The organism is Shouchella rhizosphaerae, assembly GCF_900142675.1.
Taxonomy (GTDB): Bacteria; Bacillota; Bacilli; order Bacillales; family Bacillaceae_D; genus Shouchella; species Shouchella rhizosphaerae.
The window spans coordinates 79,920-100,609 of sequence record NZ_FRBS01000003.1 but is presented as its reverse complement, the minus strand read 5'-3'; the positions used below and the strand labels follow the sequence as shown (position 1 = coordinate 100,609).

The following is a 20,690-nucleotide window of genomic DNA, read 5'->3' as shown; positions in this document are numbered from 1 at the left end:
AAAAGGAGCGTAAACATGGAGCAATCGATTGTCATTACGAAAGGAATCAATAAACGCGAAGCCGTCCTTTTGGAAAACAACGAGGTGGTTGAATGGTTTTTTGAAAGCAATGACCGCCCCCAAATGGTTGGCAGCGTGTTTTTAGGCAAAGTGGAAAGAGTCCTTCCTGGCATGGAGGCAGCTTTTGTCGATATTGGCACGGGCAAGAACGGGTTTTTGCACCGTGACGAGCTTCTCGCTTTTCATCTTGACCCGAGTGACTTAACGGAAAAGCAAACAAAAAGCATCTCCCAGTTTGTATCGCCAGGCGATACAATTGCCGTACAAGTGACGAAAGAAGGGACGAATGAGAAAGGGCCTCGTTTGTCAGGCGTTGTGTCTATCCCGGGAAAATATGTTGTTTATATGCCAGAAGGCGCGTATGTCGCCGTATCACGGCGCATTGAATCAGAATATGTCCGGGCTTCGCTACACACTGCTTTAGAAAACAAGCTTCAGCACAATGAAGGGGCGATTGTCCGGACTGCTGCTGCAAATGCGCCGATTGAAGAGGTAGAGCGTGACTTGGTGTTTTTGCGGACACTGTGGCAAAAAACGCTCCGTCATCAAGAGCAGGCGCCAGCGCTTATTTACCGAGCAGCTACTTTAGTGGAGACGTTGCTATTAGGCTATCTCAATGAGCAAGTCACAGAAGTGGTCGTCGATGACATTGATGATTACCGCCTTATGAAGCAACTAGTTCAAACAGACGATAAAGACAAGGTTAAACTGTACGCGCACAAAGGTTCTTCGTTCCAGTCAGCACGAATTAGCGCCCAATTAGCTAAAGCGCAAAAGCGTCGAATTTGGCTAAAAAACGGTGCGTTTCTCGTCATTGACGAAACGGAGGCGATGACTGTTATTGATGTCAATACAGGCAAGTTTACCGGCAAATTTGCGCAAAGCGAGACCGTACTCGCTGTCAACAAACTGGCAGCGGTAGAAGCGGCGAAGCAAATTCGCCTCCGCAACTGCAGCGGCATCATTGTGATCGATTTTATTGACATGCAGAGTGACTCAGACCGCTTAGCTGTCCAGCAGACTATGGAACGGGCCCTAAAAAAAGACAGGGTCAAAACAAGTGTCCGTGGTTTTACAAAACTAGGCTTGCTTGAAATGACACGGAAGAAAACACGCCTATCGATGGCAAAAACAGTAACTGTTGAGTGTAAGGCTTGTGCAGGCACAGGCGCTGTGCTTGCAGGCCATGGCCACGCTTTTATGCTTGAACGGCTCATATTGGAGGAGCAAGCGGAAGCGCTCGTTGTCGCCGTAACAGCTGAACTGCGGTCGCTTTTAGTCGGGGGTGGCGACCTGTATAAGGAGCGGCTTGAGTCATTGGCCGGCGTAACGTTGTTTCTCGTAACAGATAACTCATTGCCACAGGCCAAGCCTTACTCGATCGATTTTGCTGGATCTTATGAAGAAGCACAGAAACGCTTTGACACCATGGCACAAGCAATTGACTAGGAAAGTCATTTATGCTATGATGAAACTTGTTGGTGATTTGGAGAAGCACCCAATGAACTTACAACCGCGCAGATTAGGCGTTAAAATGGCATGTCCTGCCTATGATGGCGAGTCTGATGTTATGAGGAGGTGCAAACAGTGTACGCAATTATTGAGACTGGCGGAAAGCAAATTAAAGTAGAAGAAGGCCAAGAAATCTACGTTGAAAAATTAGACGCAGAGGCTGGCGAAGAAGTAAGCTTTGACAAAGTTCTTTTTGTAGGAGGGGAATCGGCGAAAGTCGGCGCTCCGTTTGTAGAAGGTGCATCTGTTACGGGAACGGTTGAAAAACACGGTCGTAACAAAAAAATCATCGTCTATAAAATGAAAGCGAAAAAGAACTATCGTCGCAAGCAAGGCCATCGCCAACCTTACACAAAAGTTGTGATCGGAAAAATTAACGGTTAATCCCGATGATTTATGTTCGCATGCAACATAATGAGCATGACGATATCATCGCTTTTACGATGAGCGGACATGCAGAAGCTGGCCCTTACGGCCAAGACATCGTCTGTGCCGGCGCATCCGCTGTTTCTATCGGAACGGTCAATGCTGTCCAGTCCTTATGTGGAGTTGATCTTGTTGTCAGCTCAAAAGGAGAAGGTGGCTATCTTGACTGCGCTGTTCCTGAGGGGCTCGATGTACGGACATATGAAGATGTGCAGCTGTTGTTAAAAGGGATGGAATTATCATTTTTGTCAATGGCTGATGCGTATCAAACGTTTATTACGGTTGAAATAGACAGGAGGTGATTTCCATGTTGAAAATGGACCTTCAATTTTTCGCTTCGAAAAAAGGGGTAGGTAGCACAAAGAACGGCCGTGACTCCCACTCAAAACGCCTGGGTGCAAAACGTGCAGACGGGCAAGCGGTAACGGGCGGTTCTATCCTCGTACGCCAACGCGGCACACGCGTATATCCTGGTGAGAATGTCGGCAAAGGTGGCGACGACACATTGTTCGCTAAAATTGACGGCGTTGTGAAATATGAGCGTGTCGGCCGTGACCGCAAAAAAGTAAGTGTATACCCAGCATAAAGCTAATAAAAAACAGTTCTTTTTCATAAAGAGCTGTTTTTTTAATTGGTTCTATGTGAAAAAATGATTAAAAAGTACTATTATTTTTAGCAGCTTTTGGAATAGATTTCCGTCTTAACACTAATTTTTCCTATTAGGCTATTAAAAGCGAAAAAGATGAAGTAAACTAGATTTATACGCATAAAAAGGAAGAAATAGGAACTGCTTAAGAAGGAGACGTGAAGAATGAAATCAACAGGTATCGTACGCAAACTGGACCAACTAGGTCGAATTGTTATCCCGAAAGAGCTTCGCAGCATGCTGAATATTGAAATTAAAACCCCGCTTGCGATACTAATTGATGGCGACCAAATCGTTTTAGAAAAATACCAGCCATACAAAGCATGTATGGTTACAGGCGAAAGTTCTGATGAAAATTTAACACTTGCAAACGGAAATATTGTTTTAAGCAAAGAAGGAGCAGAGCAAATTATTAAAGAACTGCAACAACAGCTTGAAAGCACCGCAAGCCGCTAAGGTTTCGGTGTTTTTCTATTGCCGAAACATTGTATACTAAAAAGAACTCGTATAGGAAGAGGGGATCGAATGAAAGCGATTATAAACGGGCTCGTATGGACAGGCATTGCGAATCAGCCAGCTGTCCCTGGAACGGTTTTGGTGGAAGGCGCCTGCATAAAAGAAGTCGGCCTTGATGTTGTAGTGCCAGAGGGGGTTGAAAAGATCGACGCGAAAGGGGGCTGGGTGACGCCAGGCTTAATTGACGTACATACCCACTTAGGCGTCCACACACAAGGGCTCGGCCATGATGGCCATGATTTCAATGAAACAACGGCTGCATGCACACCTGAAGTCCGGGCGATCGATGGCGTTAATCCGCTAGACCCAGGTTTTAACGACGCCCGCAACTCTGGGGTTACCACTGTACAAATTTTACCAGGAAGCGCCAATGTGATTGGCGGCGAAACATGCATCTTAAAAACAGCAGGCCGTACTGTTGCTGATATGACCGTTAAAGCCCCTTCTGCGATGAAAGCTGCACTCGGGGAAAACCCAAAGCGTGTCCATGGGGGAAAAGGACGAGCGCCAGTGACGCGTATGGGGGTGGCTGCCGTTTTCAGGCAAGCCTTAATGAACGCCCAAGACTATGCCGAACGAAAGCGTGCTGGAAAATTAGAAAAACGGGATTTAGGAATGGAGCAGCTTGTGCCTGTTATCGAAGGGAAACGGCCGATGCGTGTCCATGCCCATCGTGCAGATGACATAATGACCGTTTTACGGATTGCCGATGAGTTTTCGTTGCGGCTTACAATTGAACATGCGACAGAGGGCCATCTTATTGCTGAAGAGCTAGCGAACAGTGGCGTGCGCTTTACCATTGGTCCAACGTTCTCTTCTCGCTCGAAACAAGAGCTTGCCAACAAAAGTTGGGAGACGATTCAAGTGTTTGCTGAAAAAAATGTGCCTTTTTCGATAACGACAGACCACCCTGTTATTCCGATTGAACATTTGTTAACGACTGCCACTTTTGCATTAAAATACGGGATTAGCGAGCAGCGGATGTTGGAAGCGATTACTGTAAGGGCAGCAGAGCATCTTGATATCGACGACCGTCTTGGCACGATTGAAGCAGGCAAAGATGCGGATCTTGTCATTTGGAGCGGTTCGCCATTGCAAGCGGGTACGGTTGTAAGAGAAACGTTTATAAATGGGGAATCCGTCTATACTAATTAAGTAGACCGATTTAGTGGCTTCTTAAGAAGGAACAAAGCGAAGATGGAAGAAGACAGCTCGGTGAGCGTCTGTGTTGTCTCCATTGCTAAACACGGAGCGGGCGCAGATGCTGGCTTGCGATAAAGAGAAGCTGCTTCGTTAGAAGGAGGAACAAGTCGTGTGTGCCTGTACTGATTTTGAACAAGCGGATATGGACGGCTTGTATAAACGGTTTATGCAAGCTAAAACGGAAGAGGAACGAAAACGTTGCGTGACCGAAATGGCATTGGCTATTGAACAAGCCCGGTTAAAGGAGCAAGGGAAAAGCCATGATTAGCAAACAGTTACAAGAACTAGGGAAAAAGCGAATCGCTCCGTATCCGTGTGAAGGCTTTCTCCTCGGCGGCGGAAACGAGGAGGCTGACGTCTTGTTTGTCGGGGAAGCGCCAGGGCGTGATGAATTACAAACGCACAAGCCTTTTACTGGCAGAGCAGGGGCGAATTTGAATGGTTTTTTAAAAGAAGCGGGCATAAACCGAGAGGACATTTATATTACGAGCGTTGTGAGAAGCCGCCCTTATAAGCATGATGTTAAAAGCAGCAAAAAGCCAATTGAGGAGCGTGGAAACCGAACGCCGACACAAAAGGAAATCATTGCCCACGCTCCCCTTCTCGATGAAATGATCAACCAACTGGACCCGAAGCTCATTGTAACGTTAGGGGCAATTGCCCTTAAACGCCTTGTCGGCCCGGGCCTCAACCTTCAAGATGTTCACGGGAAACCATTTTGTACCCGTTTGCTGCAATTGCCATCGCTTGAATCTAGCAAACTAGTACGAGGAGAGCGGCAACAACATGTTTTTCCGACATTCCATCCGGCTTCTGTCTTTTACAATCCAACATTAGCAACAACGATTACAAACGATATGCGGCAATTGCGGGCCGTGCTCGACTCGTTACATGAACAAGGGTGAAAGAGGTTTTCCCGTCTCATCAGCCCTATTAGGAAGATAAAATTCGACGCTTTTATCGATTGTCTTGAAGGATGGTAGCGACTTTGTAGTCTTCAGGATCAAGAGACATCCGATTGCCAAGCATTTGCTGTGCAAGAAGCATGCCAATATAAGGCCCAGTCGTTAAGCCACTTGAGCCGAGGCCGTTGGCAAACCACACGTCCTCTACGCCAGGAAGCAAGCCGAAGACCGGTTGGAAATGAGGGACGACGGGACGGAACCCGACTCGCGTTTCAAGCCATTCTGCTTTTTGTAACCCTGGGGCAACATTAAGAGCATTGGCCAGTATCGTGTGCATTCCCCCAGCAGTCACGGCTGTATTAAAGCGGGGATAATCCTCATGGGTTGTGCCTGCAACGATGCGGCCGTTCTCAAAAGCAAGCAAATAGGAATTTCCAGGTGGCATGACTACTGGCCATTCATCTGTGTTTGTTTCGAGATGTAAATGGATGATTTGTGCTTTTTGTTCCCGCACGTCCACGGCAATGCCAACGGGAGCGAGCAACTCTTTTGCCCAAGCGCCGCAAGCAACGACCATTTCATCCCCTTGCACTCGTTTTCCGTCAGCATAAACGCTGAGCTTACGGGGTGATTCACGAACAAGCGTTGCTTTTGCAGGAATAAGGGTAGCGCCAAGATTTTGGGCAGCTTGTTGCAGGGCTTTATTTAAGCTAGAGCCGTCGACACGCGCTGCGCCACTCACATGAACGGCACCAAAATCGTTGCTTAGGGGCGGAAAAAGCGTTTGCGTTTCAGAAGGGGACAAAACCGTTAGTTCACCCATTTCTGGTGCATCGGCTTGTTTTTGGCGGGCCCGCTCATAGGCGGCTGCAAGTTCTTTTGAATCTTGATGGAGCCACAATGCGCCCGTTTGCTTATAGCCTGTTTGTTTTTGCCCAAGTGCGGCCAACTGCTTGATCAAGTCTGGGTAGTAAGCGGCGCCTTGTTTAACAAGGCGGTACCATTTTTGGTTGCGGCGTTTTGAAAGCCAGGGGCAAACAATCCCTGCTGCTGCTTGTGTCGCCTTCCCATGATGGTTGTCGTCAATAAGCGTGACAGACGCACCGTTTTTAGCAAGATGGTAGGCTGTGGAACTTCCTAAAATGCCTCCACCAATTACGACAATTTTTTTCATAAACAGGAGTCCCTTCTGTTCGTCAGTAGTCCTTTTTGAGCGTAACGAAAGGGGCAAACGGTGTCAACTGAATGAAGGTCTTTAGTAGATTTTTAACAAAAGGTTCAAGACTGTGCCGTCCATACATAAACTAAAGGAGCAATCTGTGACGGGAGGAAAGCGTGTGAAACAGGTAATCATCGGCATTACATCGTCTATTGCTGAAGAAACGTTGCTCAGCACGACGCTTGCAAATATTTGGTCTGTCAATGATGCGGAAGTGCTTCCAGTCGTGCTTCCAAACATCGCGGATAAAGCTGAGCATTATGCCGACATGGTGGATGGCGTGCTGCTTACAGGTGGAGGGGATATTGACCCAGCGCTATTTGGAGAAGATCCTCATCCGTTGCTTGGGGAAATCACACCGGAACGGGACCAGTTTGAAGTGGCGTTAACGAAAGCGTTGCTGGCGCGAAACAAGCCACTTCTCGCCATTTGCCGGGGCGTACAAATATTGGCAATTGCTGGAGGCGGGGATATGTACCAAGATTTGCCGAGCCAATTTGCGAAGCCGCTCATTCAACATCGCCAACATGCGCCTCGTTCCTATAAAAGCCATCAGATTACAATCGGGCAAGGCACGCGATTGGAAATGCTCGCAAAAGGAAATACCGCTTACGTCAACAGTTACCACCACCAAGCGGTCAGGAAAGTTCCTGCAGGTTTTCAAGCTTCGGCTTGGACAAATGATGGTGTGATTGAGGCGATTGAAAACAGCGCTAGCTATCCTTTTCAAGTCGGCGTCCAGTGGCACCCAGAAACGTTAGTAGACGATGAATTTTCAACCCGTTTGTTTCATGCTTTCATCGCCTCCTGCAAATGACAAAGATTGGCGTGGCTTGTGATTGTCAAGTATAATGAGGCAGTTAAGGGGGGAGAAGCATGGATTCATCTGATTACAAACGTCTCGATGGTGTAGCGTTGGCTGAGCTCATTCAAGCAGGAAACGTTTCACCAGAAGAAGTGCTCGATGCCCATTTTCAAGTTAGCTACGAATGGGAAAAGCTGAACGCGATTGTCTCAAAGCGTGAAAAGGAAGTGTACCAAGAAGCGAAGGAAGCAGCCAAAAGCGGTGTGTTTTCAGGCGTGCCATTTTTGCTTAAAGATAGCTCCCACGCCTTAAAAGGGGCACGGCTCACGTCTGGGTCGGCTTTATTTAAACAGGAGCGAGCTAAAGTGACTAGCCACTATACGAGGACATTGCAGCAAGCGGGGTTGCTTATGGCAGGCCATACCAATGCCCCTGAGTTTGGCTTGAAAAACATTACAGAACCTAAACTCCATGGCCCAGCACGGAATCCACTCGATCTAGACTATTCGCCAGGTGGGTCTAGCGGTGGGGCTGCAGCGGCTGTCGCTAGTGGCATTGTTCCTTTGGCGGGAGCGAGCGACGGAGGAGGATCGATTCGCATCCCTGCTTCGTTTACCGGGCTTGTAGGCTTAAAGCCGACACGTGGCCGTACGCCAGTCGGGCCAGGTGTCGGCAGACAATGGCAAGGAGCGGCAATCGATTTTGTGCTGAGCCGCTCTGTCCGCGATAGCGCTCGAGCATTGGATGTGCTGCAAACAGTCCAATGGGAAGCCGCTTTTCAAACACCATTGTTTGCAAATCGTTATGAACACACACTCCAGGAGCAATTGCCACGTTTGCGGATCGCCTTTTCCGCCCAATCTCCTGTTGGGACTCCCGTTTCACAAGAAGCGATTACAGCATTGCAACAGGCAGTCCGTTGGCTAGAAAAGGCAGGTCATCATGTTGAGGAAGCAGCGCCGCCAATTGATGGCGTCGAGCTAATGAGGCATTATTATTTGATGAATGCAGGAGAAATGTCTCGTTTGCGCCAACAACTAGGCCAAGCCCTTGGCCGCTGTCTAAATGAAGATGACTTTGAAATGGAATCATGGGTATTGGCGGAGTACGGAGACAACGTCCGCGCAGCAGAATATGCGGCGAGCCTTGCTGCTTGGGACGATGCTGCAGCAGCTACCCATTGGTTCCATGAGACATACGACCTCTATTTGACGCCTGCCACGGCGAGCGTAGCGCCAAGGATTGGTGAATTAACACCAGCGCCTGCACAAGAGCGTTCTTTAAAAGCGCTTGTCCAGGAGTTGCCGCCTAAGGAACAGCTTGATCTAGTCTATGAAATGTTTTTGCCAAGCTTGACGTATACGCCTTTTACCCAACTAGCCAATTTAACGGGGCAACCGGCGATTTCAATGCCTTTGTTTAAAAATGAAACAGGGCTTGCCATCGGCGTGCAAGCAATGGCACGAAAAGGAGAGGAGCACCGTCTTCTCCAACTGGCTTATGCGTTTGAACAAAGTGAACTTTGGCAAGGGACGCAGCCGCAATAAAGAAGCTTACAGCTGGCCGGTGCCTTTTTAAAACAAAGTGTGATAAACAGTGGACAAGCTTTAGCACAGAAGTGGAAATGTTGTATACTTCTCTTATAGGCTAGATGAAAGGGTGATTCAATGTATCGTACAGTTAACGATTTTTTGCAAGAGTGGCAGGAAGAAGCAGACTTGACAAAGTCGGTAATTAGTGCCGTGACCGACGAAAAGAAAAACCAAGCGATTGCCGAAGGGCACAACACACTTTCTTGGCTTAGTTGGCATTTGGCGACAACGCCAGCGTTTTTTGCCGGAGGTGTTGGCTTGGCGCTCCACATAAGCGCTGATTTGTCAAACGAGCCTCCATCGATTAAGGAAATAGTGGAAACCTATGAAGCAGTTACCGCTGAATTAGCAAAACAAGCAAGCTCGTTAAGCGACGAAGCGCTCGAAGAGCAAGTTGACTTTATTGGAGCTAAAGTAGCACGGGGTGTGATTTTACGGAAACTAGTGAATCATCAAATCCATCATCGCGGGCAAATGACTGTTTTGCTTCGCCAAGCGGGTTTGACCGTTCCTGGCGTATACGGCCCAACGAAAGAACAGCAACTAGGGTAGCAGAAATAAAGGCAGTAGACTGACGTTGAAAGGTGAATGGATTAGCAAAAACATCTGTACGCAAAGTTTGTCTGCAGTCTGGAGCAACGGCATGTCCGTTGCTTTTTTTTATGCCTTTTTCTTTCCATTAAAATATAGCGGTGTTTGACACCTTGCATGGTGACGGCATTCATGCTGTCATCTCCCCTTTACAAAACCTTAACATTAGCCATAAATAAGCTTAATACTCGATCCTTATACTTACCCTTGTAAGACGTAAACCTATATAGGGGGAGAAACGTTAATGAAAAAAGTCCAATTAGGAGCAGTATTTGCGTCGTTTTTGTTTGTTGCCACCGCTTGCGGAGGCGGAAACGCAAATGAGCCAGCAGAGACAGATTCGGCAGAAGGCAATAATACTGAAGAAAACGAAGCGTCAGGCAGCATCTTAGTGTCAGGCTCAAGTGCAATGGAGCCACTAATTGCAGCCGCAAGTGAAGAGTTTATGAATGAAAATATCGATGCAAGCATTTCAGTGCAAGCAGGTGGATCTGGCCAAGGACTGTCATCTGTTGCAAGCGGACAAGTCCAAATTGGAAACTCCGATGTGTTTGCTGAAGAAAAAGAAGATATTCCCGCTGAAGAACTTGTCGACCACCGTATTGCCGTTGTAGGCATGGGGCCGGCAACGCATCCTGAAGTAGGCGTTGAAGATATTTCGACTGAAGATTTAATTGCTGTATTTACAGGGGAAGTAACCAATTGGAGCGAACTTGGTGGCGCTGACCAAGAAATCGTGATTGTGAACCGCCCAGATTCTTCTGGGACGAGGGATACATTTGTGAAATATGGCCTTGAAGACAACGAGCCTGTTCCAGGAGACATTACGGAGGACTCTTCCAATGCCGTGATGAAAATCATTAGTGAAACACCTGGGGCCATCGGTTATCTCGCTTTCTCTTATTATGACGAACAAGGAACGGTTTTGCCGCTTTCCGTAGATGGCGTTGAACAAACAGATGAAAACGTCATTTCAGGTGAATACCCAATTTGGGCGTATATGCATTCTTACACGAAAGGCGAACCTGAAGGCTTAACGGCACAGTTCATTGAGTATTTGCAAGGTGATTTTGTACAAGGCACGTTGATCCCAGAAATGGGCTACATTCCTGAAGCGGACATGCAAGTTGAACGAGATGCGGAAGGAAACGATACACCAAAATAATAAAGAAAAGTGAAGAAGGTCGCTGCCGGCAAGGTAGAGGCCATTCTCACGTAGGGCAAAAACAGGGCAAATCATGAGGGGGAAACTGTCATGCCGTCTTCTCAATCGGTAGCGGACCGTTTGTTAAAAGCAAACAATAAACAAGCAGCAAAAGCTGAACGCAAAGGAAAAATCATCGTTTACGCCTGCGCTGCGCTCATCATTATTACAACCATTGCGATTACGCTGTTTCTTGTTATTCGTGGACTGCAAGCATTTGTAATCGATGGCGTCAGTCCAATCGAGTTTTTGACGAGCTTAGATTGGAACCCGACTAGGGGAGCGGACGCCGGTGGGCCGTCTTATGGCGCGCTACCGTTTATTTTTGGTTCATTTGCTGTAACGATCTTATCTGCATTGATCGCTGCTCCTCTCGGAATTGGCGCAGCGATTTATATGACGGAAATTGCGCCTAGCTGGGGCAGAAAAATTTTGCAGCCTGCTGTAGAATTGCTCGTTGGCATCCCATCTGTCGTATATGGTTTTATCGGTTTATCCGTCATTGTTCCGTTTATACGCGACCATGTCGGTGGCCAAGGGTTTGGCCTCCTATCAGCCATGATTGTATTATCGATCATGATCCTTCCAACTGTGACAAGTATATCAACCGATGCACTGCGTTCGATTCCTGGCGGTTTGCGTGAATCGTCGTTGGCGCTTGGCGCCACCCGCTGGCAGACGATCTACCGGGTACTCATTCCAGCCGCTGGACCTATGTTGCTTACAGCAGTTGTCCTAGGAATGGCACGTGCATTTGGCGAAGCATTGGCCGTACAGATGGTCATTGGCAACTCGCGGACAATTGCAGAGTCGCTCATTGATTCCACAGCGACGTTAACGACCATCATTACATTAAATATGGGACATACTGTACCAGGAAGCATTGACAACAATGTCCTTTGGTCACTCGGCTTGATTTTGCTCGTTATGTCCTATCTGTTTATTATTCTTGTACGGTTCTTGTCATCTAGGAGGAAATTCTCATGAACAAAAAATGGGCGGATAAATGCGCAACGTCTATGTTTACAGTCATTGCCGCAATCATTATTGCTGTTTTAGCTGGCTTAATTGGCTATATTTTTGTGAGGGGGCTTGCCCAAATTGACTGGGCCTTTCTTACAAACCCACCAAGCTCCTACAGAGCTGGCGGCGGGATTGGGCCACAATTGTTTAATTCATTTTACATCTTATTTTTAACGATGTTGTTTACCGTGCCTCTTGGACTTGGCGGAGGCATTTATATGGCCGAGTATGCAAAGCCAGGACGCGTAACGGATTTTATTCGTACTTGTATTGAAGTACTCGCTTCTTTGCCATCCATTGTCGTCGGTTTGTTTGGGTTGCTCGTATTTGTACAGCTAACTGGTTGGAGTTACTCGATTTTAGGCGGTGCGCTTGCGCTGACGGTGTTTAACTTGCCAGTAATGGTCCGTGTGGTCGAGGATGCGATCACGAGCGTTCCGAGAGAGCAAAAAGAAGCAAGCCTTGCCCTGGGCATTACCCAGTGGGATACGATTCGGACCGTGATTTTGCCAGCGGCGTTTCCTGGAATTTTGACTGGTGTAATTTTGTCGGCAGGGCGCGTGTTTGGCGAAGCAGCAGCGTTGTTGTTTACGTCAGGCGTTACGACGCCACGGCTTGATTGGATGAATTTGAATCCTTTTTCGGAAACATCGCCATTAAACGTATTCCGTCCTGCTGAAACACTCGCTGTTCACATTTGGAAAATCAATACGCAAGGCTTGATCCCCGACGCGCGGGAAGTAGCAGACGGGGCTGCGCTTGTGCTGATTTTCGCTGTGTTGCTATTCAATTTGTTGGCCCGTTTGCTTGGGCGCTACGTGCACCGGAAACTAACGGCATCGAAATAAAAGGGGGAAAGCCAACATGACTGCTCTGACCGTTCCAAAAAAAGATACTACTGCACTTAAACAGCCATCCAAACAGGCTGAGGCGATTTTACAGGCAAAGGACATCAATATTTACTATGGCGAAAACCATGCAGTAAAACAGTTGTCGCTTGATATTAACAAAAACGAAATTTTGGCGTTAATCGGCCCGTCTGGTTGTGGGAAATCAACCTTTTTGCGCAGCATTAACCGCATGAACGATTTAATCCCGAGCGCACGGGTTACGGGCACCCTTGCCTATGAAGGACTTAATTTGCTCAGTGATGATGTAAATGTGGTTGCTTTGCGGAAAGAAATCGGCATGGTTTTCCAGAAGGCGAACCCATTCCCAAAGTCGATTTATGAGAATCTTGTTCACGGTTTGCGCTTCCATAACGTTAAGAAAAAAGAGTGGGCTGACATTGTGGAGGATTCTTTAAAGCGTGCCGCTTTATGGGATGAGGTCAAGGATAGGCTCCATGAATCGGCGCTGTCACTATCCGGCGGCCAACAGCAGCGACTCTGCATCGCCCGCACGCTTGCTTTAAAACCAGAGGTGATTCTTCTTGATGAACCAGCTTCGGCCCTTGACCCGATTGCAACAGCTAAAGTGGAAGAACTCATGGTTGAATTGAAAAAGAATTATACGGTTGTTGTTGTTACACACAATATGCAACAAGCGTCACGGGTTTCTGACCGGACTGCGTTCTTCTACAACGGTGAGTTGATCGAAGTCAATAAGACAGACGTCCTATTTCGTAATCCTGAAAAGAAACAGACCGAAGATTACATTTCAGGACGATTTGGGTAAGGGGGAAGAAGCATATGCAAGCATTAGCTGAACAAACGGAAACAAAGAACGTGTATGATGTTCTTGACTTTAATCTTTGGTACGGCAACAACCAGGCATTAAAAAACATTTCGCTTCAATTAAAGGAAAAGCATGTGACGGCGATCATCGGCCCTTCTGGTTGCGGAAAATCAACGTTTATCAAAACATTGAACTTAATGTCGCGTTTAAATCCCGATATTCGCATGGCTGGTGAATTGAATTTTCGGGGCGAAAATTTGTTGACAACTTCAATGGATTTGGCTGAGCTGCGTAAAGCGGTCGGCATGGTTTTCCAAAAGCCGAATCCCTTTCCAAAGTCGATTTATGAAAATGTGGCGTATGGGCCACGCATTCATGGAATTCGCAAGAAAAAAGAACTTGATGAAATTGTTGAATCAAGCTTAAAAGGCGCATTTTTATGGGAGGAAGTCAAGGACCGACTGAATAAAAACGCACTGTCGTTATCAGGTGGTCAGCAGCAACGGCTTTGCATTGCCCGAGCACTGGCGACAAAGCCTGAGGTATTGTTAATGGATGAACCGACAAGTGCCCTTGACCCGATTTCTACGACGAAAGTAGAAGAACTGATTACATCGTTGCGTGATTCTTATACGATCGTCATCGTCACACACAACATGCAGCAGGCTGCACGAATTTCAGACGAGACAGCATTCTTTTACATGGGCGAACTGGTTGAAATTGGTCCGACACAACGAATTTTTTCCAACCCTGAGCATAAACGTACAGAAGACTACGTATCTGGCCAATTTGGCTAACAGGAGGTCATCCTATGTTAAGAAGCATGTTTCAAGAACAGCTTGATGAAGTAGCAGGGCGAATTCAAGTGCTAGGAACCGCCGTTTTAAAACAGCTGGATGCTGCTATTGATGGTTTGTCAACAAAGAACCGAGCCGCCGTCCAGCAAATTATTGACAATGATGCCGACATCAATAAGAGTGAACTTGACATCAACGAAAAGGTGTTTGACATTATTGCTAGGCAGCAGCCAGTTGCAACTGATTTGCGACGGTTGATCGTTGTCATGAAAATGGCTGGCGACCTTGAACGTGTAGCAGACTTTGCTGTCGATATTGCTAAAGTGTCAAGACGAATTGATGTGTTCCCTAACGAAGAGTTGAAGCAAGAATTGATAGAGCTTGCTTTAGATGCGAAGGGGATGATCGAAAAAGCACTGCATGCTTATGCAACAAAAAATGTGCTTACAGCTCAACAATTGGCAAAAGCCGATGATGAAATCGACGAACGCTTTGGTAAGCTTATTAAAAAGCTGTTTAGGCAAGAGACGACAGATCAAGACGTAGAAGCGATTACCCAGTTGGCTTTTATTGCCCGTTATATTGAGCGCATTGCTGATTATGCAACAAACTTGTCCGAATGGATCCTTTATGAAGCAAACGGACAATATGTTGATTTAAACTGACAAGATTAACCAGACTGATCGAAAACGTTTGTCTACAGTCTGAAGGGAGCTGCCTTAGGCAAGCTCTCTTTTTTTCGTCGGTCCGCTGTTATCGTATGGTATAATAGACAAACGTTTAGACGAGAAAAGGCAGGCGTTAACGATGATTTCCGCACAAGCTTTCCGAGTAATTGCTGCTTTCCATAGTGGGGTTTGGATGCTGTTTTTTATTGGCGCTGCTGTTTGGCTTCTGTTCACATGGCGAGGATGGCAGCACGCCCGTTTTCTTTGCGCTTCCTTTGTGCGAACAACGGAAGCGGTCCTTCTGTTGTCTGGGTTTTTAATGTGGTATGCGTACGAGTTTGCTGCTTTTTACGCAGTCAAAGGCGCAATTGCAATTCTAATGCTCTATTTCTATGAAAAAACACGTTTGGCGATAAAGAAACAACAATATAGGCAGCTATATCCGCACGGGGTATTGCTTGTCGTAACAGCAGTCGTCGTTTGGGCGATGGGCGTCTATTGGAAATAAAGGGGGATGAATGATGAAGGCGCATATTAGGGCGGTCAGTGGGTGGCAACCGTTCTCGCCAAAGCGCTACGGGGAATGGGCACGTACACAACGGGAGACCGGTTGTTGTATTGTGCCGACGACGTATTGGGTGGAGCAAATCCGGTTGGTGGCGCCAGAACTTCGCTGCTTAACATTTGACTCGTTTATCCGCAAGTGCCAGCAACGAGTAAACGATATGGAGCTAGTTCACCACGAATGGAAGTGGGCGATGGCAAACGAAGCGAATGCGACTGGAAGAAAAAACGAGCAAATCATAAATAGTTATTTGCAATATAAGCGTTTTGGCGAATGCCGACTACCTGACAGTTTACGCTTTTTAAAACCTGAATTTGCAAAGATCAAGGCTATAGAAGAAAAGAGACGGTGGAAGACAATTGAAGATGACTACAACGCCTTTGCTCGAAAACCAGCGTCTTTGCCTTATGATGACATTGTAGTCGAAGGGTTTCATGATTTCTCTGTCAATCAGCTAGAGGCACTAGAGCGAATGGTTAAAGAGGGCGTGGGGCTGACCATCTACCTTAATCGAGAGGCGAAAGCTGCGATATCGGAGTTAGTGAAGATTGGCTTTACGGTGGAGGATGTTGACAGACAGCCAGTCACGGATGGTCAAACAGGGTGTTTGTCTCTGTATAAAGCGGTGACCGAGGAAGAAGAGCACATTGGTTTGATTGAACATATTCTTACAAGCAATACGCCGCTGTCCAACATCGCTGTGCTGTTTACGAAATCAGACGCGCGTGCCGCTTTTATGGCAAAGGCGAAGCAGGAAGGACTGCCTATTGCCGCTAGCAACCGTAGTTATTTGGCGGACACCCCTTTCTATCTATGGGTCAAAGAAGCGCTGCTCACCCCTTTGCCTTCAAAAGAAGCGCGACTGGGGGCAGTTGATTCCCTCTTTGCTGTGCTTGGCATTACTGGGCGTCGTTGCTTAAGAGCGAAGCAGGCTTTGTACGCTGGTTATGGCACTGGTGACAGCGAGGTTGACTTTTTTCTGAACCAAATCGGCAAAAGCCCCCTTGCCGAAGGGAACACGATAGCAGAAAAAGCTGCGTTGCTCGTTGACATGCTAACCAAAATGGAAGAGCGAACGGATATCCCGTATGCCCCCACAGTAAAACAAGCGCTTTTGGCCCTGGACGGCATCTCCTATGCAAAAGTGGAAACAACGGAAGATGGGTTTCGCCAATGGTTCCAGACATTTGCGCAAACACTTGTCATTGGCGAGGAGCCAAAACCGAAAGAGGGAATTTCCGTCCTCTCGTGGGCGGATGTCGCTGCCTTTCAAGGGTCGACCGTCTATGTTGCCGGGCTTGCTTTAGGTACGTTTCCACATCCTTATTCACTGCTAGGTTATTTCCAAGAAAGTGATTTAACGGAGATTAACAAACGGGGGGTGCCATTGACATCCCGTACACGTTCCGTCCAAGCGTTGCAATTCCAACAGCTCATCAACAGCGGCATGGACGTATATGCCAGCTATGTGTGCGGTCTTGACCGAGACAGTCCAGCGCTACCTTCTCCATTTCTACTCGACTTCCAACTAGTTGGTTTCTGGAATTACCAAGATAGGTTGAACAACGGAATCGGCACATATTCACGCAAAGATGGGACTGCTTACCGCGGTGAACTCGGTCACTTTCAAAAAAGGCTGCAACATTTGCAATTAGGGCAAGAATGGCTTTCAGATGCCCAACAGGCGAAAGAGAAAGCAAAACCCGCTGTTGCCGTTACTGCGTTTGAAGCTTATGCGCGCTGTCCATTCCGCTATGGTCTAGAATGGCTTTTAGGGATCAAGCCGCCAGCAGCTCAAAACGAAGGGCTTCCGGCAAATAAGATTGGAACACTTATTCACCAATGCATTGAAACATTGTATCGCCATAAATTGAATGTCATTGGCAAGCCTTTTTCCACCCTTTCGGAAGCAGAAAAAGACGAAGTGCCTCATTGGCTTGAATCAGAATGGCGCCGCCGCTTTAATGAGGATATTGTGCCATTTGTCCCATATATGAATCGTTTCGAGCTTGAACAGGAAGAAACATGGTGGGCCAACAAGCTTCGTCTTTGGTGGGAAGCAGAGCGGGCGCGGTTTTGGGATCGGAAGGAGTTGGCGGATGCTTACATTGAAGGGCTGGAAGTGCCTATTGTTCTTGAAAACTTTCCGTTGGGCACAACGAAACTAAAAGTGACTGGAAAAATCGACAGGGTCGATGTCGCAAACGGTGAAAAGGTACTCTATGATTACAAGACTGGCAAGGCGGCATTGAAACTGGAGGAAGCCTCACACGGCACAAAACTCCAGCTTCCTATGTATTCGTATATCATTGGTAAGCAATCGCCAGTAGCTGGGGCTACATATATTTCTTTGCTTGATCCAGGAAAACGGGCAGGGAACGGGGTTTGGAAGCCAGAGCATGTTGGCAAGCAATCGATCTTTGGCGTCAGTGCTCAATGCCGCAATAAAGAGGACGCTTTAGGAGAAGAGGCTTTTATGGAAAAATGGCACATCCATGAGCGTCTTCAAGAACTGTGGGAAGGAATGCAGACAAACATGCCCGTTGCCCCCCTTGATTGCGCGGCCAGCTGCCCTTATAAAGCGATTTGCCGAGTGACGGAAGAACAAAAAAGGGAGGCTCAGCATGCAATTCAACAGCGCACAAAAGCAAGCAATTGAGTCGAAACAGCCCCTTGTCGTCGTTGCTGCTGGAGCTGGTTCTGGCAAAACCAGGGTGCTAACGGAGAAGATCGTCTCCGTTATCGACGAACATTTTCATGACAAGGACTCAAATTATGGCGCTCCTATTAATGAAATTGCCGCCATCACTTTTACTGAAAAGGCTGCGAGAGAAATGAAAGAGCGCCTTGCAAGCCGGATGGGCGAAAAGGCGGAAGCGGCAGGAAATAGGGAAGAAAAACGCTTTTGGCTTGCACAGCAAGAAGAAGTAGAGACGGCAATGATTGCAACGTTTCATCGTTTTTGCCGGCAACTGCTTAGCCGTTATAGCCGATACGTTGAAGAAAATGGGGAACTGGCGGTTCTTGATGAAACCGAAGCTGCAATGATAAAAGCGGAGCTTGTTGAACAGTTGTGCAAAGAGCGTCAATTTGCCAATGAACTGAACCAACTCCGTCGGGGGCTGTCTCTTTTTGCATTGAAGCGTTCATTGGTGGCGGTTCATGATGCGGTTCGAGAACAACGAGCGGGGGATGACGTCATTTCCCACTTTTCGCCGCTGTATATGTGGGACAAGCAAATCAATGGGGCTATTTGCGAACAGCAGCAACAAGTGGCGATGATCGTCAAGGCGGTTAAACGCGCTGCAAAAGAATTACCTCCTTTGTCTCAGTTATCGAAAACCGAACAAAAGCATGCACAGTCGCTGACCACGCTTGCACAAAGTTTGCAACTTGCTGCAAACGAGGAGGAAGCGGTTGCGATGATGAACGAAGCGCTTCCAAGCAGGGTCCAAAAAGCATGGCAAGAATCGTTGCCGTCTCTGTACGTTTTTTATGAGCACAACTGGAAGCCATTCAAAAAGCAATGGAGTGAAAGGAATCAAGTCGCCAGTGATCGAGGGCTGCCTTTGCTTAAAGCGTTTGTGACGCTGTTGCAAGCATTTGCCAAACGCTATGCCGATCTAAAAGCACAGCGCCTTGTCGCTGACTTTAGCGACTTGCAACAAAAAGCGTATACACTATTACAACTACCAAAAGTAGCAGCAGCTTGTCAGTCTGCTTATACACATATTATGGTCGATGAATTTCAAGACACAAACCAAGTCCAATTGCAAATTGTTCAGGCGATCAATCCGGCCCATTTGTTTTTTGTCGGCGATGAAAAACAATCGATTTACCGTTTTCGCGGAGCTGATGTCGCTATTATGAATGAAATGGCCAAAAAGGCAGCTGAGATAAATGAAGGAGAATTGATTCATCTGCAAGAAAATTACAGAACTGCTCCGCAAATTGTTGAACTCGTTAATGAATTGTTTGCCCATGTGATGGCACCAGGAGGGGAGGACGCCCTTCCGTATGCGACCAGTTATGTGCCCCTAAAAGCAGGGAGGAAGCCTCATACAAACAAACAAGCACTTGCTGCTTTCCATCAACTTGAAAAAAGCAACGAAGCTCGCTCGTTTGCATCGCTGCTGCAACAAACAATAGCGGATGGAATGATTGAAGTGGAAGGTGAAGGCAAGGTTCGCCAAGCTCAATGGAATGATGTCGCTGTTCTACTTCCTTCGCGTACAAATTTGCCAGAGCTTGAGCAGGCGTTTGCCGAAGCTGGCATTCCTTATCGTGTGCACGGTGGTGTGGGTTTTTTTGAGAAACAGGAAGTGATTGATTTTTTAAATGTGCTTAATTGGCTCAGACGTCCATTCGAGGATGCTTATGTGGTGGCGTTGCTTCGTTCCCCCCTCTTTGGGCTGACACTAAGTGATTTGCTGACAGTGAACGATTGTAAAGAGGAACATGAAAACTTAGCCGTTTTTTTAGCGAAAGAAGAAGCGCCTTCCTTATTTGCAAACCACCCACGGCTGCAACAAGCGCTAAAGCAGTATGGCGAATGGATCGATTTGTTCTTGCCGTTTGCTTTTACAGGAAGTGTAAAAGAAGGGCTGCTTCAGCTGTTTGAGCTAACTGGCCTGCGTTATGCTGTTTTAAGCGATACGAACGGCATTCAGCGTGTCGGCAATGTGGAAAAGCTCATTGATTTGTTTGCACAATTAAATACAACTAATCTAGAAACGCTATGTTTGCAAATGAACCGCTATATAGCGGCAAGCAAAAATGTCCCTGAAGCAGAAGTGGAACAGTTGGAGGGAGAGGCCGTAACAATTATGACCGTTCACGCCTCAAAAGGATTGGAGTTTCCAGTTGTTTGCCTTCCGTATATGGACCAAAAACGACGGCCGGACACGGATGCGGTCTATTTTGACCAAGAGTGGGACATTGTTTTCCAACTAAAATTAGACGATCGTGATCCCATTTCTACGCCTGCCTATTTCCAGGCGCAAGAAAAAAGAGGCAAACAAGCGCTCGAAGAGGCAAAGCGTTTATTTTATGTCGCTCTTACTCGTGCCAAAGATTATTGCTTGTTAGCAGCCGCAGACTTGTCCGAACGCCGGTCGTGGGCAGAAATGGTTGAAGCAGCGAATGAGCAATCTCCATTGTCTGCGATTAACTGGGTTGAATCTGTAAAGAGTGGCGAAAACGTACTCAACATTTAAAGATGGAAAGCCGATAAAGAATACGAGGAGAGTCCCTCCTCGTATTCTTTTTTATCGAGGTGGGC

The 20,690-nt window shown here is 47.2% G+C and carries 21 protein-coding genes and 1 other annotated feature; of the genes, 20 read left to right on the top strand and 1 reads right to left on the bottom strand.

Features of this window, described 5'->3' with window-relative positions; translation table 11 throughout:
• Positions 1-15 precede the first annotated feature (15 nt).
• The 8 genes from BUC05_RS09575 (at position 16) to BUC05_RS09545 (ending at position 5,268) form a co-directional block, all read left to right on the top strand.
• Entirely contained in the window at positions 16-1,509 is a 1,494-nt protein-coding gene (locus BUC05_RS09575) for an Rne/Rng family ribonuclease (RefSeq protein ID WP_035201796.1), read from the top strand.
• A gap of 52 nt (positions 1,510-1,561) precedes the next feature.
• Positions 1,562-1,634: a sequence feature (ribosomal protein L21 leader region), on the top strand.
• A 13-nt stretch (positions 1,635-1,647) separates the two neighbouring features.
• Positions 1,648-1,956: a 50S ribosomal protein L21 gene (gene rplU / locus BUC05_RS09570; protein WP_011247445.1), complete on the top strand. Its 309-nt coding sequence runs from the start codon at positions 1,648-1,650 to the stop codon at positions 1,954-1,956.
• A gap of 5 nt (positions 1,957-1,961) precedes the next feature.
• Positions 1,962-2,300: a ribosomal-processing cysteine protease Prp gene (locus BUC05_RS09565; protein ID WP_011247444.1), complete on the top strand. Its 339-nt coding sequence runs from the start codon at positions 1,962-1,964 to the stop codon at positions 2,298-2,300.
• Between the two features lie 5 nt (positions 2,301-2,305).
• A complete protein-coding gene (gene rpmA / locus BUC05_RS09560; RefSeq protein WP_011247443.1) occupies positions 2,306-2,584 on the top strand; it encodes a 50S ribosomal protein L27 in 279 nt (92 codons plus the stop codon).
• Between the two features lie 225 nt (positions 2,585-2,809).
• Positions 2,810-3,100: an AbrB/MazE/SpoVT family DNA-binding domain-containing protein gene (locus tag BUC05_RS09555; protein WP_011247442.1), complete on the top strand. Its 291-nt coding sequence runs from the start codon at positions 2,810-2,812 to the stop codon at positions 3,098-3,100.
• Between the two features lie 69 nt (positions 3,101-3,169).
• A complete protein-coding gene (locus BUC05_RS09550; RefSeq protein WP_035201795.1) occupies positions 3,170-4,315 on the top strand; it encodes an amidohydrolase in 1,146 nt (381 codons plus the stop codon).
• A gap of 157 nt (positions 4,316-4,472) precedes the next feature.
• Positions 4,473-4,631 (top strand): hypothetical protein, encoded by a 159-nt coding sequence (locus BUC05_RS21475; protein ID WP_011247440.1) that lies wholly within the window; start codon positions 4,473-4,475, stop codon positions 4,629-4,631.
• The gene (locus BUC05_RS09545; RefSeq protein ID WP_035201794.1) at positions 4,624-5,268 is read left to right on the top strand and encodes a uracil-DNA glycosylase; all 645 of its coding nucleotides are present in this window, start codon (positions 4,624-4,626) and stop codon (positions 5,266-5,268) included. Before BUC05_RS21475 ends, BUC05_RS09545 begins: the two co-directional genes overlap by 8 nt.
• Before the next feature lie 52 nt (positions 5,269-5,320).
• On the opposite strand, the gene BUC05_RS09540 is transcribed toward BUC05_RS09545, so the two are convergent.
• On the bottom strand, positions 5,321-6,442 hold the full coding sequence (locus tag BUC05_RS09540; protein ID WP_011247438.1) for an NAD(P)/FAD-dependent oxidoreductase: 1,122 nt from the start codon (positions 6,440-6,442) through the stop codon (positions 5,321-5,323).
• Between the two features lie 163 nt (positions 6,443-6,605).
• On the opposite strand from BUC05_RS09540, the gene BUC05_RS09535 reads away from it, so the two are divergent.
• The 12 genes from BUC05_RS09535 (at position 6,606) to BUC05_RS09480 (ending at position 20,625) form a co-directional block, all read left to right on the top strand.
• Positions 6,606-7,304, top strand: coding sequence for a gamma-glutamyl-gamma-aminobutyrate hydrolase family protein (locus tag BUC05_RS09535; protein WP_035201793.1), 699 nt, complete (start codon positions 6,606-6,608; stop codon positions 7,302-7,304).
• Between the two features lie 59 nt (positions 7,305-7,363).
• Positions 7,364-8,839 (top strand): amidase family protein, encoded by a 1,476-nt coding sequence (locus tag BUC05_RS09530; protein WP_011247436.1) that lies wholly within the window; start codon positions 7,364-7,366, stop codon positions 8,837-8,839.
• Positions 8,840-8,959: 120 nt separating this feature from the next.
• Positions 8,960-9,436 carry a DinB family protein gene (locus BUC05_RS09525; RefSeq protein WP_035201792.1) on the top strand — a complete coding sequence of 159 codons (477 nt, stop codon included), beginning with the start codon at positions 8,960-8,962 and terminating at the stop codon, positions 9,434-9,436.
• A gap of 283 nt (positions 9,437-9,719) precedes the next feature.
• A complete protein-coding gene (locus BUC05_RS09520; protein WP_011247434.1) occupies positions 9,720-10,640 on the top strand; it encodes a phosphate ABC transporter substrate-binding protein in 921 nt (306 codons plus the stop codon).
• Positions 10,641-10,730: 90 nt separating this feature from the next.
• Positions 10,731-11,666: a phosphate ABC transporter permease subunit PstC gene (gene pstC, locus BUC05_RS09515; protein WP_011247433.1), complete on the top strand. Its 936-nt coding sequence runs from the start codon at positions 10,731-10,733 to the stop codon at positions 11,664-11,666.
• Positions 11,663-12,550: a phosphate ABC transporter permease PstA gene (pstA, locus tag BUC05_RS09510; RefSeq protein ID WP_011247432.1), complete on the top strand. Its 888-nt coding sequence runs from the start codon at positions 11,663-11,665 to the stop codon at positions 12,548-12,550. The genes pstC and pstA overlap by 4 nt, the downstream gene beginning before the upstream one ends.
• Positions 12,551-12,566: 16 nt before the next feature.
• Positions 12,567-13,379 carry a phosphate ABC transporter ATP-binding protein PstB gene (gene pstB / locus BUC05_RS09505; RefSeq protein ID WP_011247431.1) on the top strand — a complete coding sequence of 271 codons (813 nt, stop codon included), beginning with the start codon at positions 12,567-12,569 and terminating at the stop codon, positions 13,377-13,379.
• Positions 13,380-13,393: 14 nt separating this feature from the next.
• Positions 13,394-14,176, top strand: a complete 783-nt coding sequence (pstB, locus tag BUC05_RS09500; RefSeq protein WP_011247430.1) for a phosphate ABC transporter ATP-binding protein PstB — start codon at positions 13,394-13,396, stop codon at positions 14,174-14,176.
• A 14-nt stretch (positions 14,177-14,190) separates the two neighbouring features.
• A complete protein-coding gene (phoU, locus tag BUC05_RS09495; RefSeq protein WP_011247429.1) occupies positions 14,191-14,841 on the top strand; it encodes a phosphate signaling complex protein PhoU in 651 nt (216 codons plus the stop codon).
• A 142-nt stretch (positions 14,842-14,983) separates the two neighbouring features.
• A complete protein-coding gene (locus BUC05_RS09490; RefSeq protein ID WP_011247428.1) occupies positions 14,984-15,352 on the top strand; it encodes a hypothetical protein in 369 nt (122 codons plus the stop codon).
• 13 nt (positions 15,353-15,365) lie between these two features.
• The gene (locus BUC05_RS09485; protein ID WP_035201791.1) at positions 15,366-18,068 is read left to right on the top strand and encodes a PD-(D/E)XK nuclease family protein; all 2,703 of its coding nucleotides are present in this window, start codon (positions 15,366-15,368) and stop codon (positions 18,066-18,068) included.
• On the top strand, positions 18,034-20,625 hold the full coding sequence (locus BUC05_RS09480; RefSeq protein ID WP_035201789.1) for a UvrD-helicase domain-containing protein: 2,592 nt from the start codon (positions 18,034-18,036) through the stop codon (positions 20,623-20,625). Before BUC05_RS09485 ends, BUC05_RS09480 begins: the two co-directional genes overlap by 35 nt.
• The last annotated feature ends 65 nt before the right edge of the window (positions 20,626-20,690 follow it).